The organism is Methyloceanibacter sp. (assembly GCF_049590335.1).
GTDB lineage: Bacteria > Pseudomonadota > Alphaproteobacteria > Rhizobiales > Methyloligellaceae > Methyloceanibacter.
In genome coordinates, this window is sequence record NZ_JBAWCQ010000114.1 from 17,242 (window position 1) to 37,822 (window position 20,581).

The following is a 20,581-nucleotide window of genomic DNA, read 5'->3' on the forward strand; positions in this document are numbered from 1 at the left end:
CCGGCACCCGCCCTTAGAGGCGCGTCCTTGTCTTTTGGCTGACTTTGGACTCGTGCTAGCTTCGCTAGCGTCAAAAGGTGTGAGTCGCAAGGAGGCCCGGATTGACCAGCCCAAGCCTAACGCCTGCAGCGGCCAATTTCTGGATGGACCAGAAGCCCTCCGAGCCGCGTGAGGAGCCGGCGCTTCCCCCACACGCTGCCCTGACCCCCGAAGATTATCTTGCGGCCTACCGCAAAATGCTCCTTATCCGCCGCTTCGAGGAAAAGGCTGGTCAGCTTTACGGCATGGGTTTTATCGGCGGCTTCTGCCATCTCTATATCGGCCAGGAGGCTGTCGTCACCGGGATGATGATGGCCAAGCGCGACGGCGATCAGGTGGCAACCTCCTATCGCGACCACGGCCAAATGCTCGTCCTCGGCATGGACCCCAAGGGGGTGATGGCGGAACTCACCGGCAGACGGAGCGGTTACTCCAAAGGCAAGGGCGGATCGATGCACATGTTCTCTGTCGAGAAAGGCTTCTTTGGCGGGCACGGCATTGTCGGCACGCCAGCTCCGCTGGGCTCAGGGCTCGCCTTCGCCAACAAGTATCGGGGCAACGACAATGTGTGCCTGACCTTCTTCGGCGAGGGCGCCGCCAATCAGGGCCAGGTCTATGAGAGCTTCAACATGGCCTCGCTGTGGAAGCTCCCGGTCCTCTACATCATCGAGAACAACCACTACGCCATGGGTACCGCGGTCGAGCGCGCCTCGGCCCAAGCCGAGGAGCTGCATCATCGCGGGCTCGCCTTCGGCATTCCGGGACGCGAGGTCGACGGCATGGATGTCGCCGCGGTAAAGGCTGCGGGCGAGGAGGCGCTTGCGCATATCCGCAGCGGCAAGGGCCCGATGATACTGGAAATGCTGACCTATCGCTATCGCGGCCACTCCATGTCCGATCCCGCGAAGTACCGCACCCGGGAAGAGGTGCAGGACATGCGCCAGCATCACGATCCGATCGAACTCGTGCACAAACGCCTCTCGGAACTCGGCCGCGGCGAAGACGAGCTGAAGGCTGTCGATAAGGAGATCCGGGCGGTCGTCAACGAGGCCGCCCAGTTCGCGCAGGACGAGCCGGAACCGGACCCGGGCGAGCTGTGGACCGACGTGGTGGCGGAGAAAGGCTAAGGCGATGCCCACCGATATTCTCATGCCGGCGCTGTCTCCCACAATGGAGGAGGGCACTCTCGCCAAATGGCATGTGTGCGAAGGGGAGACCGTCCAGACCGGCGATGTCATCGCCGAGATCGAAACCGACAAAGCCACGATGGAAGTGGAAGCCATCGAGGACGGAGTCATTCAGTCGATCCTGGTGCCCGAAGGCACCGAGCACGTGCCCGTCAATCAGCCCATCGCCATCCTGCAATTGGAGGACGACGAAGCCCCCGCCGAAGGCGGTCCGGCCATTGCCATGCCCGAACCGGTGCACGCCCCGTCGCAAGCACCGGTCGCACAAGAACCGGCGCCGGTGATACCCAAATCCGATTTGGGCGAAACAGAGTCCGCGGCCGAGACCGCGCCCGCGGGCCCGCAAGCAGCCCCCTCCGAGCTAATCCCGGAGCCCGAAGTACCGGCCGGCACGGAGATGGTGGACATGACGGTGCGAGAGGCCTTGCGCGACGCCATGGCCGAAGAGATGCGCCGCGACGGCGATGTCTTCGTCATGGGCGAGGAGGTGGCCGAGTATCAGGGCGCCTACAAGGTTACCCAGGGACTGTTGGACGAGTTCGGCGCCCGCCGCGTGATCGATACGCCGATCACCGAATATGGCTTTGCCGGCATCGGTGTGGGCGCGGCCTTCGCAGGCCTCCGGCCTATCGTCGAGTTCATGACCTGGAACTTCGCCCTGCAGGCCATCGATCACATCATCAACTCCGCGGCCAAGACGCTCTATATGTCCGGCGGGCAGATGCACTGCCCCATCGTCTTCCGCGGACCGAACGGCGCGGCGGCACGTGTCGCCGCCCAGCACAGCCAGGACTTTTCATCTGTATACGCTCAAGTTCCCGGACTGAAAGTCATCGCGCCTTACAGCGCCGCCGACGCAAAAGGGCTCTTGAAAGCAGCGATCCGCGCCGAAAGCCCGGTGGTCTTTTTGGAAAATGAAATTCTCTACGGCCAAAACTTTTCCGTGCCGAAGCTCGACGACTTCGTTCTGCCAATCGGGAAGGCTCGTATCGCGCGGGAAGGGCGAGACGTGACGCTCGTCTCTTACTCGCGGGGCCTCGCCTACACGATCGATGCGGCCGAACGATTGGCGGAGGTGGAGATTGAAGCGGAGGTCATCGACCTTCGCACCTTGCGCCCGCTCGACATGAAGACGGTGCTGGCCTCTGTACGCAAGACCAATCGCATCGTCACGATCGAAGAGGGCTGGCCCGTCTGTTCCATCGGCACCGAAATCTGCGCCGCCGTGACGACGCACGCCTTCGACTATCTCGATGCGCCCCCGCTCATGATCACGGGCGCAGACGTGCCCATGCCGTATGCCGCCAATCTTGAAAAGCTCGCTCTGCCCACGGCCGACCTTGTCGTGAGTGCAGCCAAATCTGTTTGCTATCGGAATGAAGCGGCATGACAGATTTCTGGCTCACGGATGAAGAGATGGACAAGGAAATCGAAGCCAATCGGCTGGCCTGCCAGCGCTTCGACAATTTCGATCCCGACGAGGACGGCTGGAGCGAAATCTGGGAAGGGGTCTTCGCGATCCTTACCGAACACATGGAGGAAGTCCGGGAAGTATTCGAACTGGACCCGCGGAAGTCTGCCCTGTTCTCCGACTATCCGGATCTGTTATGGGCGGCCTGCGATCCGCAACAGCCGATAATTTACTCGCCCGTGTTCCGCGAGTTCGGAATGCCCGTGTTCGATGGCGGACCGGCGATGACCACGCTGCGCTTCGATCCGTGGACGGGGAAACCGCTACCGCGCTCGGTGCGCGACGCTTTTTTCGAAGAAGCAGAAAAGATTTTGGGGCGCGATGTCGGCGTTCTCGACGAAGAGCTTGACACGCTGCCACCGGTCTACCAGAGCGAAGCGTGGTGGATCGAGAAGGGACTTTAATCATGATTGTCCCGATGGGTCACAATGGCCCACACGAAGGATCTGCAGAGCATGTGATGGACCGTATCGCGGAGCAGATCCTGGCAGGTACGCAGGACGGGACAGCCGACGCGGCGCGTATGTTCGCTTCGCCCCTCGCACGGCGCATTGCGCATGAACGCGGCATCGACCTTTCCACCCTGAAGGGCTCCGGCCCGCATGGCCGCATCGTCGTTGCCGACGTGGAACAGGCTTTGAGTCAGCCGCAAGCGACAGCGCCTGACGCGAGCGCGCCTCCGGCCGAGGCGCCCGCCGCCCAGGCCGAAGCGCCGGTCATGGGCGAGCTGATGCAGGCGCCGTCGTCCACACCGGCGCCTGACGTCGCTGGAGGCTTAGCTCCTGGCATGCCGGACAAGCAGATCCTCGCGCTCTACGAGCCCGGCCGCTACGAGGTCGTGCCGCACAATACGATGCGCCGCTTCATTGCCGAGCGGCTCACCCTCGCCAAGCAGACCATCCCGCATTTCTATCTCAACATCGAATGTGAGCTCGACGCGCTCCTGGCGGCACGCGAACGCCTGAACGGCATGGCGCCACAGGACGGTCCACGTGCCTTCAAACTCTCGGTGAACGACTTCATCATCAAAGCCATGGCCATGGCGCTGCAGACCGTGCCGGCGGCCAACGCTACCTGGACGGAAGAGGGCATTCTGCGCCATCGCCCCTCTGATATTGCCGTGGCGGTCGCGCTTGAGGGCGGCGGCCTCTACACGCCGGTGATCCGCGATGCGGAGGTCAAGAGCCTGTCGGAGATCTCCAACGAGATGCGTGACCTTGCCGCGCGGGCCCGCTCCAAGCGCCTCTCCCCCCACGAATTTCAGGGCGGGGCGACCTCGATCTCCAATCTCGGCATGTTCGGCATCGACAGCTTCGATGCGGTGATCAACCCGCCGCATAGTTCGATCCTCGCCGTGGGGCGCGCGGAAAAGAAGCCCATCGTCAAGGACGACGCCATCAAGATCGCAACTATGATGGGCGCAACGCTATCCTGCGATCACCGCGTCATCGACGGCGCGCTGGGCGCGGAATTGCTCGCCGCCTTCAAGGCTTATCTCGAAGACCCCGTGACCATGCTGGTCTAGCCGCGGATCCACCTGGCACAACCATGGCGCTCAAACCCAAATTCCGCCCGGCGACACTTTCGGACGCCAGTTCTTTCGCTGTCCTAATCGACATCGCCGGCAACGGCTTGCCGAACAAAACTTGGTTCGATCACGTGGACCCCCGACATTCGGCACTCGAAGAGGGGCGCCAAGTCGTGCGACGGAACGAGGGCGAGGACTACTATCGCAACACCACGGTCGCGCTGATAGGCACGGAGATCGCCGCGTGCCTAATCGGCGGATTACCTGAGAACCTGTACGACCTGTCCCGAATTGACAAGAAGCCCGCACTGTTTCGGCCGGTTGCACGTCTCGCCGCACAAGCAGTCGGCACTTGGTATGTCGATGTGATGGCAAGTTTTTCAGAATTCCTGGGGCAGGGGCTCGGCACGAAACTCCTCGAGCTTGCGGCCTCCAAGGCAGAAGAGATCGGCGCGCCCGCGACCAGCATCGTAGTCGGCAGTTGGAACGATGGCGCCGCGCGGCTCTATGGCCGGTCCGGCTATAGGCCCGCAGGACGGGCGAGAGCAAGTCTTCCCACCGGTTTTCCCCAAGCGGGAGATTGGGTATTGATGACGAGGCCGCTCACGTGAGTTTTCACACCGAATTTGACGTGCCCTTGCTTGGCGGCAAACCCGCGCAGCGTTGTACAGCGGGCTCCAGGCCTGTCTCGAAGAACCTGCAACGATGCTGCGCTCACGGCCAATTCTGTTGGGCAACCGAATGACACATCAGCCCACATTCCGCCCAGCGACCCTCGCGGATGCCGCCACGCTCTCAGTGCTGATGGATATTGCCGGGGAAGGCGCACCCAACTGGCTGTGGCTCAAGATGGCGGGCCCAGGCCATTCGGCGCTGGAAGTTGGGCGCGAACGGGCGCGCCGGGAGGAGGGCGGGTTCTCTTATCGCCACACCACGGTCGCCCAGATCGGCGATGAGATTGCGGCCTGCCTTGTCGGCTATCCGCTGGACGATCCGTACGACCTCTCTGGCCTAGGCGATATGCCCGAGCCGTTCCGGCCGCTGGTGCGTCTCGAGGCCCAAGCACCGGGCACGTGGTACGTCAATGTGATTGCGGCCTTTGCCGAATTCCGCGGGCAGGGCATCGGCGCGAGGCTTCTCAACATCGCGGAGACGCGCGCCGTCGAACTGGGTACTCCGGCGACCAGCATCATAGTCGGCAGCTGGAACACCGGCGCCGAACGGCTTTATGCGCGCTGCGGCTATCAGGCAGTGGCGCGAGAGCCCGCCATCCTGCCACCGGCGTTTTCACAATCGGGAGACTGGATCTTGATGGTGAGGCCGCTCAGATGACCGCCGGCACGGAATTCGATCTTGTCGTCATCGGCGGCGGTCCCGGCGGCTACGTGGCGGCAATCCGCGCCGCGCAACTCGGCTTGCGAACGGCCGTGGTCGAAAAGGAGCATCTCGGTGGCGTCTGTTTAAACTGGGGCTGTATCCCCACCAAGGCCTTGCTTCACACCTCCGAGCTTTACCGGCAGATCAAGGAAGCTGAGGCGTTTGGCCTGCGCGTCGAGGGGGTCGGGTTCGACTTTGAACGGATTGTTCAGCGCAGCCGCAACGTCGCGGGCAAACTCGCCCGCGGCGTGGCCTTTTTGATGAAGAAGAACAAGATTGCCGTGTTCGACGCGACGGGCCGGATCGAGGACACAGGGCGCGTCGCCCTCACGTCCAAGGACAGCACGATCCTGCCGTCGATCACGGCCAAACACATCATTGTCGCGACTGGGGCGCGGGCCCGCAGCCTTCCCGAACTTGAACCCGATGGCGCGCGCATCTGGACCTACAAGGAGGCGATGGTGCCCGACAGCCTCCCAAAGTCCCTGCTGGTGATCGGCTCGGGCGCGATTGGCATTGAGTTCGCAAGTTTCTATTCCGCTCTCGGCGTGGACGTCACGGTCGTCGAGGTCCAGAACCGCATCTTGCCGGTGGAAGACGAAGAGATCTCAAAGCTCGCGCATGTGGCGTTCGTGAAACAAGGCCTCACCATCCATACGGGCGCGACGGTCGAACAGCTCCGCAACACCGCGCATGGCGTCTCGGCGCGGCTGCGGACCGCCAACGGCATTGCCACCGAGATCGCCGTGGAGCGAGTCATCATGGCCGTCGGGATCACCGGCAATGTGGAGGGCCTCGGCCTCGAAGAGCAGGGCGTCCGAATCGACCGGGGCCATATCGTCGTCGACGAGTGGTGCCGTGCGGGCGCGCCCGGACTCTACGCCATCGGCGATGTGGTGGGCCCGCCCTGGCTCGCCCATAAGGCCATGCGCGAGGGCGTGCTGTGCGTTGAGAAGATCACCGGTGTCGAGGGCGTCCGCCCGCTGAATCCGGCCAACGTGCCGGGCTGCACCTATTGCACACCTCAGATCGCCAGCCTCGGACTCACCGAGCGGGCAGCGCGGGAATCGGCCCATGAGCTCCGAATAGGCCGCTATCCTTACGCCGCCAATGGCAAGGCGATTGCGCTGGGCGAGACGGAGGGTCTCGTCAAAACCATCTTCGATGCCAAGACGGGCGCGTTGCTCGGCGCCCATATGATCGGGGCGGAGGTGACGGAACTTATTCAAGGATTTGCTATCGGAAAGACGCTCGAAACCACCGAGGCGGAATTGATGGCCACGATCTTTCCTCATCCGACACTATCGGAGATGATGCATGAGTCAGTGCTGGATGCGTTTGGACGTGCGTTGCATGTTTGAGCACGCCGAGAAAACGCGCCGAGGCGCGGGACGGTTAGACGCCAAACCCACTTTTGCCAGAACAACGGTAGGAGACCTGATATGTCGCTGCTTATGTTCCTCGTGGTCGGCCTGATCGCCGGCTTTCTTGCCTCGTACCTGATGGGGCGCAAAAACGACCTTCTCACCAACCTGCTTATCGGCGTGGTCGGCGCGGTTGTCGGCGGCCTGCTTGGCGGCTTCATCGGGATCACCGCATCGAACATCGTCGGCCAAATCATCATCGCCACCGCCGGCGCGGCGCTGTGTCTTTGGCTTTGGCAGCGAATGCGCTAGGGTCGGCGCGGCCTGACAGCAAAAGGGAGGCAAAGATGGAAGCTCACGGGTTGTTATCAATGCCGGGCGTCGGTTTCATCGGCATGGTCATTATCGGCGTTCTGGCCGGCTACATTGCCGAAAAGATCACGGCCAGCGACCATGGCCTCCTGACCAACTTTCTTGTCGGTATCGCCGGCTCCTTTCTCGGCGGCACACTAGCGGGAGTCGTGGGCGTCGAGTATTACGGATGGCTGGGCAATTTGATGGTTGCCTCTGTCGGCGCCGTGATCGTCATTTGGCTTTGGCGGAAGCTGAGCAACTAAGCGGCCGCTGTACGAATCCCTATGGTCACACTGCTAGACGCTGTTAGAGGCGCGGACAAACGTCCGCGCCACCCTGAGAAAGCTCGGTTGCCCGATACGCCCTTGGTGCGCAAACCCGCTTGGATTCGCGTCAAGGCATCGGGAACCCCAAGCTTCGAGGGAACGCGGGAAACGCTGCGCCGCAATGGGCTCCACACCGTCTGTGAGGAGGCAGCCTGTCCGAATATCGGGGAATGCTGGTCGAAGCGGCACGCGACCGTGATGATCATGGGCGATGTGTGCACGCGCGCTTGCGCCTTCTGCAATGTCGCCACCGGAAAGCCGTCCCATCTCGACCCGGACGAACCGGCGCGCACGGCCGATGCTATCGCCGACCTCGACTTGAAACATGTGGTTGTCACCTCCGTCGACCGGGACGACCTCGCCGACGGCGGGGCCACGCATTTCGCGCAGACCATCACGGCCATCCGGCAGGCTGCGCCCAAGACCACTATCGAAGTTCTGACGCCAGACTTCATGCGCAAAGACGGCGCACTCGAGATCGTGCTGGAAGCGAGGCCGGACGTCTTCAACCACAATGTGGAGACAGTGCCGTCGCTTTATCGGCGCATTCGGCCGGGCGCGAACTTTGCGCACTCCGTGTCATTGCTTGAGGACGCCAAGCGTCTCGACCCGGCTGTCTTCACTAAGTCGGGGATCATGGTCGGCCTCGGTGAAACGGACCAGGAGGTCGAGACCCTTATGGAAGATCTGCGCGCGGCCGATGTCGACTTCCTCACCATCGGTCAATATCTGCAGCCAACCCGCAAACACGCCGCCATCGACCGCTTCGTCACACCGGAGCGCTTCGCGGACTACAAACGCATCGGCGAAGCGAAAGGCTTTCTGCTCGTCGCCGCCACGCCGCTAACCCGCTCGTCCTATCATGCGGGAGAAGACTTCGAACGCCTGAAAACGGCGCGGCTCGCTGGCCTCCGCGCGTAGGTTCCACGCTCCAAGATGCAGACATTCGAAACCCGACATCCTGTCGCCCATGGGGCCGATGACATGTATGCGCTCGTCGCCAACGTGGAGGACTATCCGGAGTTCTTGCCACTCTGCGAAGCGCTTTCGATCGTTCGCCGCGAGACCGTCGAGGGCAAAGAGGTTCTGACTGCCAAGATGGAGGTCGGGTACAAGCTGATCCGTGAGAGATTCACCAGCCGGGTGACGCTCGATCCGGCCACACGCTCGATCCTGGTCGTGTATGTCGACGGACCGTTCCAACACCTGGAAAATCGCTGGTGCTTCGAACCGCGCAGTACCGGCGGTTCGGAGATCGATTTCTATATTGCCTACAAGTTCCGCTCGCGCATGTTCGAGCACTTGGTCGGCAGTCTGTTTGACAAGGCCGTTCGGAAGTACACTTACGCATTCGAGGCGCGCGCCGATCAGATCTATGGGGTGAAGGGCGCGGGCCTCACGAGCTAGCCATACCGAGCAGACATCGGGACAAGCAGGCCTCAGGCGAGGGCGCGCAACATAAGAAGCGCGCACTCCACGCTCCGTCGCCGCACCTCCTCACGACCGAGATCGCCGAATTCGACGCGTTGACGCTGCATCGGCAGGTCGCGGCGGCCGGCCGCGAAGTAAACGAGACCGACGGGCTTGTCCGAACTGCCGCCGCCAGGCCCGGCGACGCCGGTGACAGCGACGGACAGGGTGGCGTTGCTGTGGGTCAGCGCACCGCCCGCCATGGAGAGGACGACCTCCTCGCTCACCGCACCATGTTTCTCGATCATCCAGAAGGGAACGCCGAGCATTTCGGACTTTGCCGTGTTGGTGTAGGTGACGAAGCCGCGATCGAACACGTCCGACGAACCCGGAACCGATGTCAGCGCGGCGGATACGAGCCCGCCGGTGCAGGATTCTGCGGTGGTGATCAGGTCGCAATGCGCCCGCGCGGCGGCGAGCACCTCGGCTGCCAAGGCCGAGACTGCGTCGGAGTTTTGGATGCCGCTCATGGCAGCCTGACCGTCGCCGTGGCCATGGCCGCTATGCCCTCTTCGCGACCCACAAACCCGAGCCGCTCGTTCGTGGTGGCCTTCACGCTGACTTGCGACAGCGCCAATCCCAGAATGTCCGCTATCGAACCACGCATCGCATTTCTGTGGGGACCGATCTTCGGAGTTTCGCAGATCAGCGTCACATCCGTGTGCACGATCGTGCCGCCCTGCGCCGTGATCCGCTCGCCCGCGTCCTTCAAAAACTTATCGGAACTTGCGCCCCGCCAACGGGCATCGGACGGCGGGAAATGCGCCCCGATATCTCCGTCGGCGATCGTGCCGAGAAGAGCGTCTGTCAGCGCGTGCAAACCCACATCCGCATCGCTGTGTCCAAGCAGCGTTCGTGTATGGGGAATGCGCACGCCGCAGAGCATGACCGCATCGCCCGGCCCGAGACGGTGCACGTCATAGCCCGAGCCCACGCGCACCGTTCCCGCAAGCGCACCACCTTGCAGCATAAGTCGACCGGCGATCATCAAGTCCTCCGCCGTAGTCAGCTTGCGATTGTCTTCAGAACCTTCGACGATCGCCACATTGAGCCCAAACCACTCGGCCACCGACGTATCGTCCGTGAAGTCGAGTGTCGAATCCCGCGCCGCAGCGCGATGCGCAGTTAGGATCGACTGGAAGTCGAAACCTTGCGGTGTCTGGGCCCGGAACAGACCCGCGCGCGAGACCGTTCCCGCCACGCGGCCGTCCGCTTCGCGCTTCAGCGTGTCGGTCACCGGCAGACAGGGCAGGGCGCCGGGGCTCGTTGCAAGGGCATCGATCACTCGGGTTATCAGCCGCGCATCGGCAAAGGGACGCGCCGCGTCGTGGATCAGAACCCGGTCTGGGGGCTCGCCGGCAAGTGCCTCCAGCCCCAAGCGAACGCTGTCCTGACGCCGGGCACCGCCCATTACCGCTGGCAATAATATGTCGGACGTAAAAGCCGTGCTTGCCGCGCCGTAGAGCGCCACATCGTCGGGATGAATCACGACCAGAATGTCGTCGACGCCGGGGTGGGCCGCAAAGGCCGAAAGCGTGCGAGTCAACATCGGCGCCCCGCCGATTTCGCAGTACTGTTTCGGTCGTGTTGCATCAGTGGCGGCCCGGGCACCCCGCCCGGCGGCCACGATCAGCGCTGCAACACTCACAGAAAACACCTCCGCACGCTGCAACAAGTTTGCCGATTCTCAGGCCTAAGTCCCTGATTCCTATACTTGTTGCACTGCAGCATCTTGAAGATTGCCCCCAACTCAAAACGCACGTATATTGCCCAATAATAGTTCATGAATCATCAGTGCATATATTTTATGCACGTATCGTTTCGCCACCAGAATTTGGCCGCGAGGATATAGGCATTGGCGCTGTCGACCAAAACACCAGAGGCGAGGCTAGGGGCAAAAGGTATTCCTTGCGACGCGCTCGTCGACGCCCTCCCGCATCCGCTGCTGGTGATCGGCGAGGGTCTCACAATCAAGTACGTAAACACCGCCACTGAAGACTTGTTCCAGATGAGCGCCAGCGTTCTGTGCCGGCAGAGCCTCCCGGACGTCGTCGCCTTCGGGTGCCCGCTCATAGCGCTCGTCGAGCAGGTCGAGCGCAATGGCACCACCGTCAACGAATACGGTGTGGAGCTGAGTTCGTTCCGCTTCGAGTCGCCAAAGCTGGTGGACCTTTACGGCGGGCAGGTCCCGGTCCCGAACGGAGGGGTAATGGTCATGATCCAACAGCGCAGCATGGCGCAAATGATCGAGCGCCAACTTACCCATCGCGGCGCCGCGCGGTCCGTCTCCGGCCTAGCCGCGGTTCTGGCGCATGAGATCAAGAACCCGCTCTCCGGCATACGAGGTGCGGCGCAGCTTCTGGAGAGTGGTTGCAACGAGTCCGACCGTACGCTCACACGACTGATCTGCTCGGAGTCGGACCGTATCTGCAAGCTCGTCGACCGCATGGAGATCTTCGGGGACGAGCGGCCGCTGCGGAGTGAGCCGGTGAACATTCACGACGTCCTCGATCATGTAAAGCAGGTCGCGTCAACAGGCTTCGCCAGCAACATCAGGTTTGTCGAGAGCTACGATCCCTCGCTCCCGCCGGTCTCCGGGAGCCGCGACAAGCTCGTCCAAGTGTTTTTGAACCTCGTCAAGAACGCGGCGGAGGCGATAGGAGATTCGCGGAACGATGGCCAGATCACCCTGTCGACCGCATTCCGGCCGGGCGTCAGACTTTCGGTTCCAGGTAGCCAGGCCCGTGTGAGCCTGCCTCTCGAAATCGCCGTCGAGGACAACGGCACCGGCGTGCCGGCCGAGCTTATACAGCACCTGTTCGATCCGTTTGTGTCCACGAAACTGTCTGGAACGGGCCTGGGCCTTGCTTTGGTCGCCAAGATCATCGGGGACCATGGTGGCATCATCGAATGCGACTCCCGGCCGCGCTACACGGTATTCCGCGCACTGATGCCGATGGCCGGCCGTGACGGCACGACCGAGACGGCCAATACAACAAGAAGCAACGAAGCAGAGACGTAAGAGACGGACCGAAGAATGGGAAAAGGCAATATCTTGATCGCCGACGACGACGCGGCAATCCGAACGGTCCTGAACCAAGCCCTTGCCCGCGCGGGGTACGCACCCCGCGCCACAGGCAACGCCGCGACGCTCTGGCGCTGGGTTAGCCAAGGAGACGGCGATCTCATCATCACCGATGTCGTGATGCCAGACGAGAGTGCGTTCGACTTAATCCCGCGCATCAAGAAGCTCAGGCCCGACCTGCCAATCGTCGTGATGAGTGCGCAAAACACGTTCATGACGGCCGTAACCGCAGCCGAGCGCGGCGCCTACGAGTATCTGCCTAAACCGTTCGATCTGAACGAGCTCATTTCGGTCGTTAGCCGCGCGCTCGCCGAACCGCGCAAAAAGGTGCAGCCGATCTCGACCGAATCCAGCGACGGTATGCCTCTGATTGGGCGCTGCCCGGCGATGCAGGACATCTACCGTATCCTCGCACGGCTGACGCAGACCGACCTCACCGTCATGATCACCGGCGAGTCCGGCACGGGCAAAGAGCTCGTCGCCCGCGCGCTGCACGAATACGGCAAGCGCAGGAACGGTCCGTTCGTGGCGATCAACATGGCGGCCATTCCGCGAGAACTCATCGAGTCCGAATTGTTTGGCCACGAAAAGGGCGCCTTCACCGGTGCACAGACCCGCCATTTGGGCCGCTTCGAGCAGGCTGAAGGCGGCACGCTCTTTCTCGACGAGATCGGCGATATGCCGATGGAAGCGCAGACACGGCTGCTGCGCGTGCTGCAGGAAGGCGAATATACGACCGTGGGCGGACGGACGCCGATACGCACCAATGTGCGGATCATCGCCGCCACAAATCGCAACTTGCAGCAGCAGATCGATCAAGGTCTCTTCCGCGAGGACTTGTATTACCGGCTCAATGTCGTGCCGTTGCGCCTGCCGCCATTGCGCGAACGTCTCGAGGATATTCCTGAATTGGTGCGCCACTTCCTAGCCATCGCCGAGAAAGAGGGGCTGCCGTCCAAAAGCTTCGAGACCGGCGCGATCGAACGTCTCAAGCGCCACAACTGGCCCGGCAATGTGCGTGAGCTGGAAAACTTGGTGCGGCGCCTGTCGGCGATCTACACCCAGGACATCGTAAGCGTCGATATGGTGGAAAGCGAATTCGCGCCCACCACGCGTCCGACGCCATTTAGCGATACGCCCGAGGCCACGGCCGACCTCTCCGAAGCAGTGGAACGCTATCTCGGCGACTACTTCAAGAGCTTTGGACAGGAGCTTCCCCCGGCGGGTCTCTACACGAGAATCTTACGCAAAGTAGAATCTCCGCTCATCATGGCCGCCTTGGCCGCGACCCGAGGCAACCAGATTCGCGCCGCCGACCTCCTCGGGGTGAACCGCAATACGCTGCGCAAGAAGATCCGTGATCTGGGCATCAAGGTCATCCGCAAACCCGTCGTCTGAACCCTGGTCAGAGCCCCGCACGCCTCCCATATTGGCCCCTTGCACGCATGTTCCACGTTGGGGCGGTACGCACCGTAGCGGCCACGGCGCCTGTCGCCAAAGCGCCACAATGTGATCTTATTGCATCATATCTGTGGTCAATATGCCGCATCGATGAGAGCCGGCTCAAACCGGCCCCCCGACTTGGGAGGGAGAGCAGCACGCTTTGCGCGCCCCCGGGCCAGATAAGACAATCGCTAAGGCAGGTAGCGACTTAACCCCACCGCCGAAAGTGACGCTTGAGCGTGAACCGAACGGTCAGACCACCGTACGGGCGAAACGCAGGCGCCTGCAGTTTACGCTCGGGCTCATCATCATGGTGCTGTCCCTGTGCGCGGGACTGGCCACCTATCTCGTTCTGACAGGCCTGACACCGATCGTACCCACCCAACAGGTGGTGGTGACAACCTTACTCATCAACGCGGTGCTCGTGGCTGCCATGATCGGGCTGATCGCTTGGCAGGTGACGGGCTTAGGGCTCGCCAGACGGCGCCACGAAGCGGGCGCGCAACTGCATGTACGTATCGTGAGCCTGTTCAGCGTCATCGCTGTCGTGCCGGCAATCGCGCTTGCGATCTTCGCGAGCATTTCGCTCGACCGCGGTCTCGATCATTGGTTCTCCAGCCGCACGAAATCGATCATCCAAAACTCGATCAACGTGGCCACGGCCTATCTCCAGGAGCATGGCCAGGTCATCCGCTCGGACACGGTCGGCATGGCCAAGGACATCGATGAGGCGGTCGAACTGGTTCGGGCGCGCCCACAAGGGTTCGGGAATTTCTTGAACGCCCAAGCCGCGATCCGCGCCATCCCGGGCGCCTACCTGATCGATGACAAGGGAAAGGTGCTCGCGACGGCGGCCTCCATGGCGGAGTTGCCGTATCGTGCGCCGCCCAAGGAGGCGATGGACCTTGCCAAGAAAGGCCAGGTCATCGTCATCGCGCCGGGCAAGACCAGCATAGTCGGAGCCATCAAGAGCCTCGATAATTTCGACGATACCTTCCTCTACGTGATCCGCCCGGTGAACGCACGGGTCCTCCAGCAGTTGCGGGCGACGCGCGCGAACGTCGCCGAGTATCAGTTGCTCGAGCAACGGCGCGCCGGCGTCCAGGTCGCGTTCGGCCTCATGTATGTGGCGATCGCGCTGACGCTGCTGTTGTCGGCGATCTGGATCGGCATGTGGTTTGCGAACCGCCTGGTCGCTCCTATCGGGCAGTTGATGGGCGCCGCCGAGGAAATTAGCCACGGCAATCTTGGCGTGAAGGTCGCCGTCAATCCCGCAGACGGCGATCTCGCGGTGCTTGGCTCGACATTCAACACCATGACCTCCGAGCTCAAGACCCAGCGCGACGAACTCGTCGGCGCCAACGCAACCCTCGACGAACACAACCGCTTCATGTCGGCCGTGCTCTCTGGCGTGACCGCAGGCGTTGTCGGCGTGGACGCGAGCGGGACGGTCAATCTGGTCAACCGCTCTGCGGAAGAGCTTCTCGGCCTCAAAGGGGCAGACCTTGTCGGATCGAAGCTCGCGGACGAGGTGCCCGAGTTCGGGCCCCATCTAAAACGCGCCCGCAAGCAGGGCAGGCCGCCCGCGACCGATCAGGTCTCGCTGCGGCGGAGCGGCTCGGAGCGCAATTTCGCGGTCCGCGTGACGAGCGAAGGGGACGGGCAGGGCTACGTGGTCACCTTCGACGACATTACCGAGCTGGTTGTTGCACAGCGCTCCACCGCCTGGGCCGATGTCGCCCGCCGCATCGCGCACGAGATCAAGAACCCACTCACACCGATCCAGCTGTCAGCGGAACGCATCCGCCGCAAATACGGCAAAGTCATCACCGAAGATCGCGAGATCTTCGAACAGTGCACCGACACGATCATCCGGCAGGTCTCCGACATCGGCCGCATGGTGGACGAATTCTCCGCGTTCGCGCGCATGCCCAAGCCCGTCATGGAAATGCATGACGTGCGCGAGATCGTGCGTGAGGCCGTTTTTTTGTTTCAGGTCAGCCGCCCGGATATCGACTTCACACTCGATCTGCCGGACAAGCCGGTCACGACCATGTCGGACCAACGCTTGCTCACTCAGGCCGTCACCAATCTGGTCAAGAACGCCAGCGAGGGGATCGACACGGCCGTGGAGAACAATCCCGATCGCGCTGGAACCGGTCAGGTCACGGCGAAGGTCACGACCAAGGGCGACCGAGTCTATGTCACAATCATCGACAATGGCTGCGGCTTGCCGAAGGAAGACCGCGATCGCCTGATCGAGCCCTATATGACAACCCGGATCAAAGGTACGGGACTTGGGCTAGCCATCGTGCAGCGCATCACCGAGCAGCACGGCGGCAAGTTGCGTCTGGCCGATGCACCAAAACGCGACGGAAAAGTGGAGGGGGCGTCTGTGCGGATCGATCTGCCGATCGTAATGCGCGAGGAGCCGGACATGAACATTGCCGCCGAGTCCGAATCCGAGCCCGAAACGAGTGAAACGTCTGCCGTAGAAGAGGAAGTAACCCATGGCGTCTGACATCCTGGTCGTCGACGACGAGGCTGATATCAGGGAGCTCATTGCCGGCATCCTGGAGGACGAAGGGCATGGCACCCGGCTCGCCAAGGACAGCGACGAAACGCTGAAAGCCGTTGAGGAACGCCGCCCCTCGATGGTCATTCTCGATATCTGGCTCCAAGGCTCGCGGCTCGACGGCCTCGACTTGTTGGAGGAGATCAAGAAGGCCCATCCGGACCTGCCCGTGATCATCATCAGCGGCCACGGCAATATCGAAACCGCCGTGTCGGCCATTCAGCGGGGCGCCTACGATTACATCGAGAAGCCCTTTAAGGCTGACCGGCTTGTGCTCATCACCGCGCGCGCGCTCGAAGCGTCAAAGCTCAAGCGCGAGAACCGGGAGCTGCGCGAACGCAGCACCTATTCCTTCGAAATGGTCGGCAAATCGGCCGCGATCAACCAACTGCACCAAGCCATCGAGAAGGTCGCCCCCACGAATAGCCGCGTCCTGATCTGCGGGCCCTCCGGGTGTGGCAAGGAACTGGCCGCACGGGTGATGCACGCGAAGTCCCAGCGCGAAGACGGCCCGTTTGTCGTTCTCAACGCGGCGTCGATGGTGCCGGACCGCATGGAGCTCGAACTCTTCGGAACGGAGGAGGGGACCGGCGCCGGGCCCCGCAAGGTCGGTGCCTTGGAAGAGGCCCATGGCGGAACCCTCTATATCGACGAAGTCGCCGACATGCCGCTGGAAACCCAGGCGAAAATCCTGCGCGTGCTGGTGGAACAGCGCTTTCAGCGCCTCGGCGGCGGACCGAAGGTGCATGTGGATGTCCGGGTGGTCTCCTCGACCAGCCACGACCTCCAGAAGGAAATTGCTGCCGGGCGCCTGCGCGAAGACCTCTATCATCGACTGAACGTGGTGCCGATCCGCATTCCGGGCCTCGCCGAGCGGCGCGAAGACATCCCCGACCTGGTGCGCTATTTCGTGCAGACCATTTCCGTAGCCTCGGGTCTGCCGCCGCGCCGGATTGGCGAAGACGCGATGGCCGTGCTGCAATCTCACGAATGGCCGGGCAATGTCCGCCAGCTGCGCAACAATGTGGAGCGGCTGATGATCCTTGTCAGCGGCGATGCGGATACAATTGTCACGGCCGACATGCTCGCCGACGAGATCGTCTCGCCGGTGCCGCTGACGCCGAACGGGGCGGGCGGCGAGCATCTCATGTCCTTGCCACTGCGAGACGCCCGCGAGATTTTCGAGCGCGAGTATCTGCTTGCCCAGGTAAACCGCTTCGGCGGCAACATCTCCCGCACGGCCGAGTTTATCGGCATGGAGCGCTCGGCGCTCCATCGGAAACTTCGTGCTCTAGGTGTCAATTCGAATGAAAGAAATGCCGCAATGCGTTAGCATAACTCAGGGACTCGCTTTTAGGGGGAGGCACGCACGCTGAATTCATCCTAAGTCGAATACCTTACAGACGCACATTCTGGTTGCGTATCAATACTGTTCAGTGCCGGTTCGTCTCAATCCGGAATCATATTTTGAGACCAAGCGTGAACCAAATGGACAAACAAGCCCATGCCAACAGAGCGCACGCAAAGTTTGCAAGACACTTTTCTCAATCATGTTCGCAAGAGTAAGATCCCACTCACGATCTTCCTGGTAAACGGCGTTAAGCTACAGGGCTTCGTGACTTGGTTCGATAATTTCTGCGTCCTGCTGCGCCGCGATGGCCATTCGCAGCTCGTCTACAAACACGCTATCTCGACCATCATGCCTGGCCAGCCGATACAGCTTGCAGACATCACCGATACGGAAGGCACCGCAGAGTAATTGCGTCCGACCGACCCGAAACAGCTCGCAAGTAAAAAGGGACGAGAAGAACGCGACGAGGAACATGCGGAGCGCCGCGTGCGCGCCGTTGTCTTCGCGCCGATCCTCGGTGTGAGGCCCGGCCGGGGCCCGCGAGAGGGTGCGCGTAGACAAACCGCGGTCATTCCCGATCGAACGCCTCAGGCGAGACTTGAAGAAGCGGTCGGTCTTGCGGCGGCCATCAATCTCGACATTCGCGCAAGCGGTGTGGTTCCGATCCCGCAGCCCAAGCCCGCGACACTGTTCGGCTTGGGCAAGGTGGAAGAGCTGGCAGGCGTGGTCCGCATGGAAGAGGCGGAGATCGTCATCGTCGATCATCCGCTCACGCCGGTTCAGCAGCGCAATCTCGAGACCGCCTGGCAGGCAAAGGTGCTCGACCGGACGGGGCTAATCTTAGAGATCTTCGGCGAACGCGCCCGCACGCGGGAAGGGCGCCTGCAGGTCGAACTGGCGCACCTCGTCTATCAGAAGAGCCGGCTCGTTCGCTCCTGGACCCACTTGGAACGCCAACGCGGCGGATTCGGCTTCCTCGGCGGCCCTGGCGAGACGCAGATTGAGACCGACCGCCGTCTCCTGTCCGAGCGCATCACCAAGATCCAAAAAGAGCTCGAACACGTCCGCCAAACGCGCGCGCTTCAACGAAAATCGCGCCAACGGGTTCCGTTTCCGGCCGTCGCCCTGGTCGGGTACACCAACGCCGGAAAGTCTACGCTTTTCAACACGCTGACAGGCGCCGAGGTCCCGGCGCAAGACATTCTCTTCGCCACGCTCGACCCGACCATCCGTGCGCTTGCGCTGCCCAATGGATCGAAGTCGGTACTGTCCGATACGGTGGGCTTCATCTCGGACCTACCGACCACGCTCGTGGCCGCGTTCCGGGCGACTCTCGAAGAAGTTCAGGAAGCCGATCTCGTTCTCCACGTCCGTGACATTTCCAATGGCGCGACGGCCAGCCAAAGGGCCGACGTGAACGCCGTTCTCGCCGATCTCGGGATCCAAGCGGACGAGGAGCCTGAAAGGGTGCTCGAAGTCTGGAACAAGGCCGACCTTCTCGACCCAGCCGAATTGGAGCACGCGAAGAACGAGGCCGCGCGCCACGGCGCCATACTCGTGTCCGCCGTCAGCAAATTAGGGCTGGATGACCTCCTCGCCGAAATTGAAATCCGGCTCAACAAGCGCCGGCAGACACTCGACATCGTGGTACAGCCCCAAGAGGGCGCGCTTTCAAACTGGATCTATGAGAATTGCGAGGTGATCACCCGTGCCCATCTTGGTGACGGCGTCACGTCTTTGCGGATTCGCGTGGCGCCCGAAAAGCGCGACAAGCTTGCGCGCGTTGCCGGTGCATCGCGGCTGCAGACCGCGACCGAGTAGGGGACGCCCTACTCGTTTTTGCCGCTCGAGCCATCCTGATTGGTGGACTTCTCCTCAAGCTTCGCGGCATTCCAAAGCTTGTCCATTTCATCGAGGTCGGCATCCTGCGGACCGCGACCCTGGGCCGCCAGAGCCGCTTCGATACTCCCAAACCGGCGTATGAACTTGGCATTGGTGCCGCGCAGCGCAGCCTCGGGATCGATCCCGAGATGCCGGGCCACGTTCGCCAAGACGAACGCCACATCGCCGAACTCATCGGCAATCCGCTCATGGGGCTGGGACTCCGCGATCGCCGCCTTCAACTCGGCGATCTCTTCTTCGACTTTTCCGATTATTAGACCGACCTCAGACCAATCAAACCCGACATCTGCGGCCCGCTTCTGAAGTTTGGCGGCGCGAGTCAGCCCCGGCATGCCGACCGGCACATCGTTTAGAATGCCGGTCGGGTAGGTGCCTTCGCCCCCCTCAGCCTTTTCCTTGGCCTTGATCTGTTCCCAAAGGCCAGACCCGAGAAAAGCATCGCGCCGGGTAGGGCCCTCGAACACGTGCGGATGGCGCCGGATCATCTTGCGGGTGATGACATCGGCCACGTCGTCGAACGAAAACGATCCCATCTCCGCGGCGAGCTGTGCGTGGTAGACGACCTGTAAGAGCAGGTCCCCAAGCTCTTCTTTCAGCGCGTCCATGTTGCCGCGCTGGATGGCATCGGCCACTTCGTAGGCTTCCTCGATCGTGTAGGGCGCGATGGTCTCGAAGCTCTGCTTCACGTCCCACGGACACCCGGTCTCGGGGTCCCGCAGCCGCGCCATAACGGCCAGCAGATCGGACAACGTATAGGCCTTATCACTATCACCGCCAGGCGTGCGCTTGTCTGTCATGGAATCCATCCGTAGAGCGGCCCCACAAAATCAGAAAATCAGCGTATTATCAATGTATTACAGGACTATACTAAGCCCTATCAAGCCCATAACCGAAATTCGCATAAGGTATATTATGGAAAATTCAGGATATGGAGATAGAGGGGCCGGCAGCGGCATTACGATGCCGCTGCCCTCAGCCCCGAACGCCTAGCGGCGCTCGTAATTGTCCTGGATAAACCGATCGAGCAGCCGCACGCCGAAGCCCGATCCCCAGCTCCGATTGATGTCGCTGCTTTCCGCGGCCATCGCGGTGCCGGCGATGTCCAGATG

General features: G+C 62.0%; 20 protein-coding genes. 17 read left to right on the plus strand and 3 right to left on the minus strand.

Translation table 11 applies throughout. The features are described from left to right. Window positions 1-143: 143 nt before the first annotated feature. From pdhA to WBQ77_RS09130, 11 genes are all read left to right on the plus strand, one after another. Complete coding sequence (gene pdhA / locus WBQ77_RS09080) at window positions 144-1,166, plus strand: pyruvate dehydrogenase (acetyl-transferring) E1 component subunit alpha (protein ID WP_424041641.1); 1,023 nt, start codon at window positions 144-146, stop codon at window positions 1,164-1,166. A 4-nt stretch (window positions 1,167-1,170) separates the two neighbouring features. Next, window positions 1,171-2,616 carry a pyruvate dehydrogenase complex E1 component subunit beta gene (locus WBQ77_RS09085; RefSeq protein ID WP_424041633.1) on the plus strand — a complete coding sequence of 482 codons (1,446 nt, stop codon included), beginning with the start codon at window positions 1,171-1,173 and terminating at the stop codon, window positions 2,614-2,616. Continuing rightward, on the plus strand, window positions 2,613-3,101 hold the full coding sequence (locus WBQ77_RS09090) for a DUF6980 family protein (RefSeq protein WP_424059895.1): 489 nt from the start codon (window positions 2,613-2,615) through the stop codon (window positions 3,099-3,101). Before WBQ77_RS09085 ends, WBQ77_RS09090 begins: the two co-directional genes overlap by 4 nt. Before the next feature lie 2 nt (window positions 3,102-3,103). Further along, complete coding sequence (locus tag WBQ77_RS09095) at window positions 3,104-4,222, plus strand: dihydrolipoamide acetyltransferase family protein (protein ID WP_424059897.1); 1,119 nt, start codon at window positions 3,104-3,106, stop codon at window positions 4,220-4,222. Window positions 4,223-4,245: 23 nt separating this feature from the next. Continuing rightward, window positions 4,246-4,836, plus strand: a complete 591-nt coding sequence (locus WBQ77_RS09100) for a GNAT family N-acetyltransferase (RefSeq protein WP_424041637.1) — start codon at window positions 4,246-4,248, stop codon at window positions 4,834-4,836. Between the two features lie 130 nt (window positions 4,837-4,966). Then, a complete protein-coding gene (locus WBQ77_RS09105) occupies window positions 4,967-5,557 on the plus strand; it encodes a GNAT family N-acetyltransferase (protein ID WP_424041638.1) in 591 nt (196 codons plus the stop codon). After that, on the plus strand, window positions 5,554-6,963 hold the full coding sequence (gene lpdA, locus WBQ77_RS09110; protein WP_424059899.1) for a dihydrolipoyl dehydrogenase: 1,410 nt from the start codon (window positions 5,554-5,556) through the stop codon (window positions 6,961-6,963). The genes WBQ77_RS09105 and lpdA overlap by 4 nt, the downstream gene beginning before the upstream one ends. An 81-nt stretch (window positions 6,964-7,044) precedes the next feature. Next, on the plus strand, window positions 7,045-7,278 hold the full coding sequence (locus tag WBQ77_RS09115; protein WP_424044591.1) for a GlsB/YeaQ/YmgE family stress response membrane protein: 234 nt from the start codon (window positions 7,045-7,047) through the stop codon (window positions 7,276-7,278). A gap of 35 nt (window positions 7,279-7,313) precedes the next feature. Next, window positions 7,314-7,583: a GlsB/YeaQ/YmgE family stress response membrane protein gene (locus WBQ77_RS09120; protein ID WP_424044589.1), complete on the plus strand. Its 270-nt coding sequence runs from the start codon at window positions 7,314-7,316 to the stop codon at window positions 7,581-7,583. 21 nt (window positions 7,584-7,604) lie between these two features. Beyond that, entirely contained in the window at window positions 7,605-8,567 is a 963-nt protein-coding gene (gene lipA, locus WBQ77_RS09125; protein WP_424059902.1) for a lipoyl synthase, read from the plus strand. Between the two features lie 15 nt (window positions 8,568-8,582). Further along, the gene (locus WBQ77_RS09130) at window positions 8,583-9,053 is read left to right on the plus strand and encodes a type II toxin-antitoxin system RatA family toxin (protein ID WP_424059904.1); all 471 of its coding nucleotides are present in this window, start codon (window positions 8,583-8,585) and stop codon (window positions 9,051-9,053) included. 32 nt (window positions 9,054-9,085) lie between these two features. On the opposite strand, the gene WBQ77_RS09135 is transcribed toward WBQ77_RS09130, so the two are convergent. Beyond that, window positions 9,086-9,586: a CinA family protein gene (locus WBQ77_RS09135; RefSeq protein WP_424059906.1), complete on the minus strand. Its 501-nt coding sequence runs from the start codon at window positions 9,584-9,586 to the stop codon at window positions 9,086-9,088. Next, a complete protein-coding gene (locus WBQ77_RS09140; protein ID WP_424044582.1) occupies window positions 9,583-10,764 on the minus strand; it encodes a bifunctional 2-C-methyl-D-erythritol 4-phosphate cytidylyltransferase/2-C-methyl-D-erythritol 2,4-cyclodiphosphate synthase in 1,182 nt (393 codons plus the stop codon). Before WBQ77_RS09140 ends, WBQ77_RS09135 begins: the two co-directional genes overlap by 4 nt. A gap of 207 nt (window positions 10,765-10,971) precedes the next feature. On the opposite strand from WBQ77_RS09140, the gene WBQ77_RS09145 reads away from it, so the two are divergent. The 6 genes from WBQ77_RS09145 to hflX all read left to right on the plus strand — a co-directional run bounded on the left by WBQ77_RS09145 (window position 10,972) and on the right by hflX (window position 19,391). After that, window positions 10,972-12,138, plus strand: coding sequence for a two-component system sensor histidine kinase NtrB (locus tag WBQ77_RS09145; RefSeq protein ID WP_424059908.1), 1,167 nt, complete (start codon window positions 10,972-10,974; stop codon window positions 12,136-12,138). A gap of 15 nt (window positions 12,139-12,153) precedes the next feature. After that, on the plus strand, window positions 12,154-13,599 hold the full coding sequence (gene ntrC, locus WBQ77_RS09150) for a nitrogen regulation protein NR(I) (RefSeq protein WP_424059910.1): 1,446 nt from the start codon (window positions 12,154-12,156) through the stop codon (window positions 13,597-13,599). A gap of 271 nt (window positions 13,600-13,870) precedes the next feature. Beyond that, window positions 13,871-16,165 (plus strand): ATP-binding protein, encoded by a 2,295-nt coding sequence (locus WBQ77_RS09155; RefSeq protein ID WP_424059912.1) that lies wholly within the window; start codon window positions 13,871-13,873, stop codon window positions 16,163-16,165. Beyond that, complete coding sequence (locus WBQ77_RS09160) at window positions 16,155-17,552, plus strand: sigma-54-dependent transcriptional regulator (protein ID WP_424044576.1); 1,398 nt, start codon at window positions 16,155-16,157, stop codon at window positions 17,550-17,552. The genes WBQ77_RS09155 and WBQ77_RS09160 overlap by 11 nt, the downstream gene beginning before the upstream one ends. A 171-nt stretch (window positions 17,553-17,723) precedes the next feature. Further along, on the plus strand, window positions 17,724-17,978 hold the full coding sequence (gene hfq, locus WBQ77_RS09165) for an RNA chaperone Hfq (RefSeq protein ID WP_424059914.1): 255 nt from the start codon (window positions 17,724-17,726) through the stop codon (window positions 17,976-17,978). After that, entirely contained in the window at window positions 17,979-19,391 is a 1,413-nt protein-coding gene (gene hflX, locus WBQ77_RS09170; RefSeq protein ID WP_424059917.1) for a GTPase HflX, read from the plus strand. 8 nt (window positions 19,392-19,399) lie between these two features. Here the strand turns inward: hflX and mazG are convergent, their stop codons facing one another. After that, window positions 19,400-20,269, minus strand: coding sequence for a nucleoside triphosphate pyrophosphohydrolase (gene mazG / locus WBQ77_RS09175; RefSeq protein WP_424059919.1), 870 nt, complete (start codon window positions 20,267-20,269; stop codon window positions 19,400-19,402). Between the last annotated feature and the right edge of the window lie 312 nt (window positions 20,270-20,581).

What these genes read in the sequence shown, in the direction of transcription:
- pdhA (WP_424041641.1), top strand. Translation starts at nt 144, where the DNA reads ATGGACCAGAAGCCCTCCGAGCCGCGTGAGGAGCCGGCGCTTCCCCCA.
- WBQ77_RS09085 (WP_424041633.1), top strand. Translation starts at nt 1,171, where the DNA reads ATGCCCACCGATATTCTCATGCCGGCGCTGTCTCCCACAATGGAGGAG.
- WBQ77_RS09090 (WP_424059895.1), top strand. Translation starts at nt 2,613, where the DNA reads ATGACAGATTTCTGGCTCACGGATGAAGAGATGGACAAGGAAATCGAA.
- WBQ77_RS09095 (WP_424059897.1), top strand. Translation starts at nt 3,104, where the DNA reads ATGATTGTCCCGATGGGTCACAATGGCCCACACGAAGGATCTGCAGAG.
- WBQ77_RS09100 (WP_424041637.1), top strand. Translation starts at nt 4,246, where the DNA reads ATGGCGCTCAAACCCAAATTCCGCCCGGCGACACTTTCGGACGCCAGT.
- WBQ77_RS09105 (WP_424041638.1), top strand. Translation starts at nt 4,967, where the DNA reads ATGACACATCAGCCCACATTCCGCCCAGCGACCCTCGCGGATGCCGCC.
- lpdA (WP_424059899.1), top strand. Translation starts at nt 5,554, where the DNA reads ATGACCGCCGGCACGGAATTCGATCTTGTCGTCATCGGCGGCGGTCCC.
- WBQ77_RS09115 (WP_424044591.1), top strand. Translation starts at nt 7,045, where the DNA reads ATGTCGCTGCTTATGTTCCTCGTGGTCGGCCTGATCGCCGGCTTTCTT.
- WBQ77_RS09120 (WP_424044589.1), top strand. Translation starts at nt 7,314, where the DNA reads ATGGAAGCTCACGGGTTGTTATCAATGCCGGGCGTCGGTTTCATCGGC.
- lipA (WP_424059902.1), top strand. Translation starts at nt 7,605, where the DNA reads ATGGTCACACTGCTAGACGCTGTTAGAGGCGCGGACAAACGTCCGCGC.
- WBQ77_RS09130 (WP_424059904.1), top strand. Translation starts at nt 8,583, where the DNA reads ATGCAGACATTCGAAACCCGACATCCTGTCGCCCATGGGGCCGATGAC.
- WBQ77_RS09135 (WP_424059906.1), bottom strand. Translation starts at nt 9,586, where the DNA reads ATGAGCGGCATCCAAAACTCCGACGCAGTCTCGGCCTTGGCAGCCGAG.
- ntrC (WP_424059910.1), top strand. Translation starts at nt 12,154, where the DNA reads ATGGGAAAAGGCAATATCTTGATCGCCGACGACGACGCGGCAATCCGA.
- WBQ77_RS09160 (WP_424044576.1), top strand. Translation starts at nt 16,155, where the DNA reads ATGGCGTCTGACATCCTGGTCGTCGACGACGAGGCTGATATCAGGGAG.
- hfq (WP_424059914.1), top strand. Translation starts at nt 17,724, where the DNA reads ATGCCAACAGAGCGCACGCAAAGTTTGCAAGACACTTTTCTCAATCAT.
- mazG (WP_424059919.1), bottom strand. Translation starts at nt 20,269, where the DNA reads ATGACAGACAAGCGCACGCCTGGCGGTGATAGTGATAAGGCCTATACG.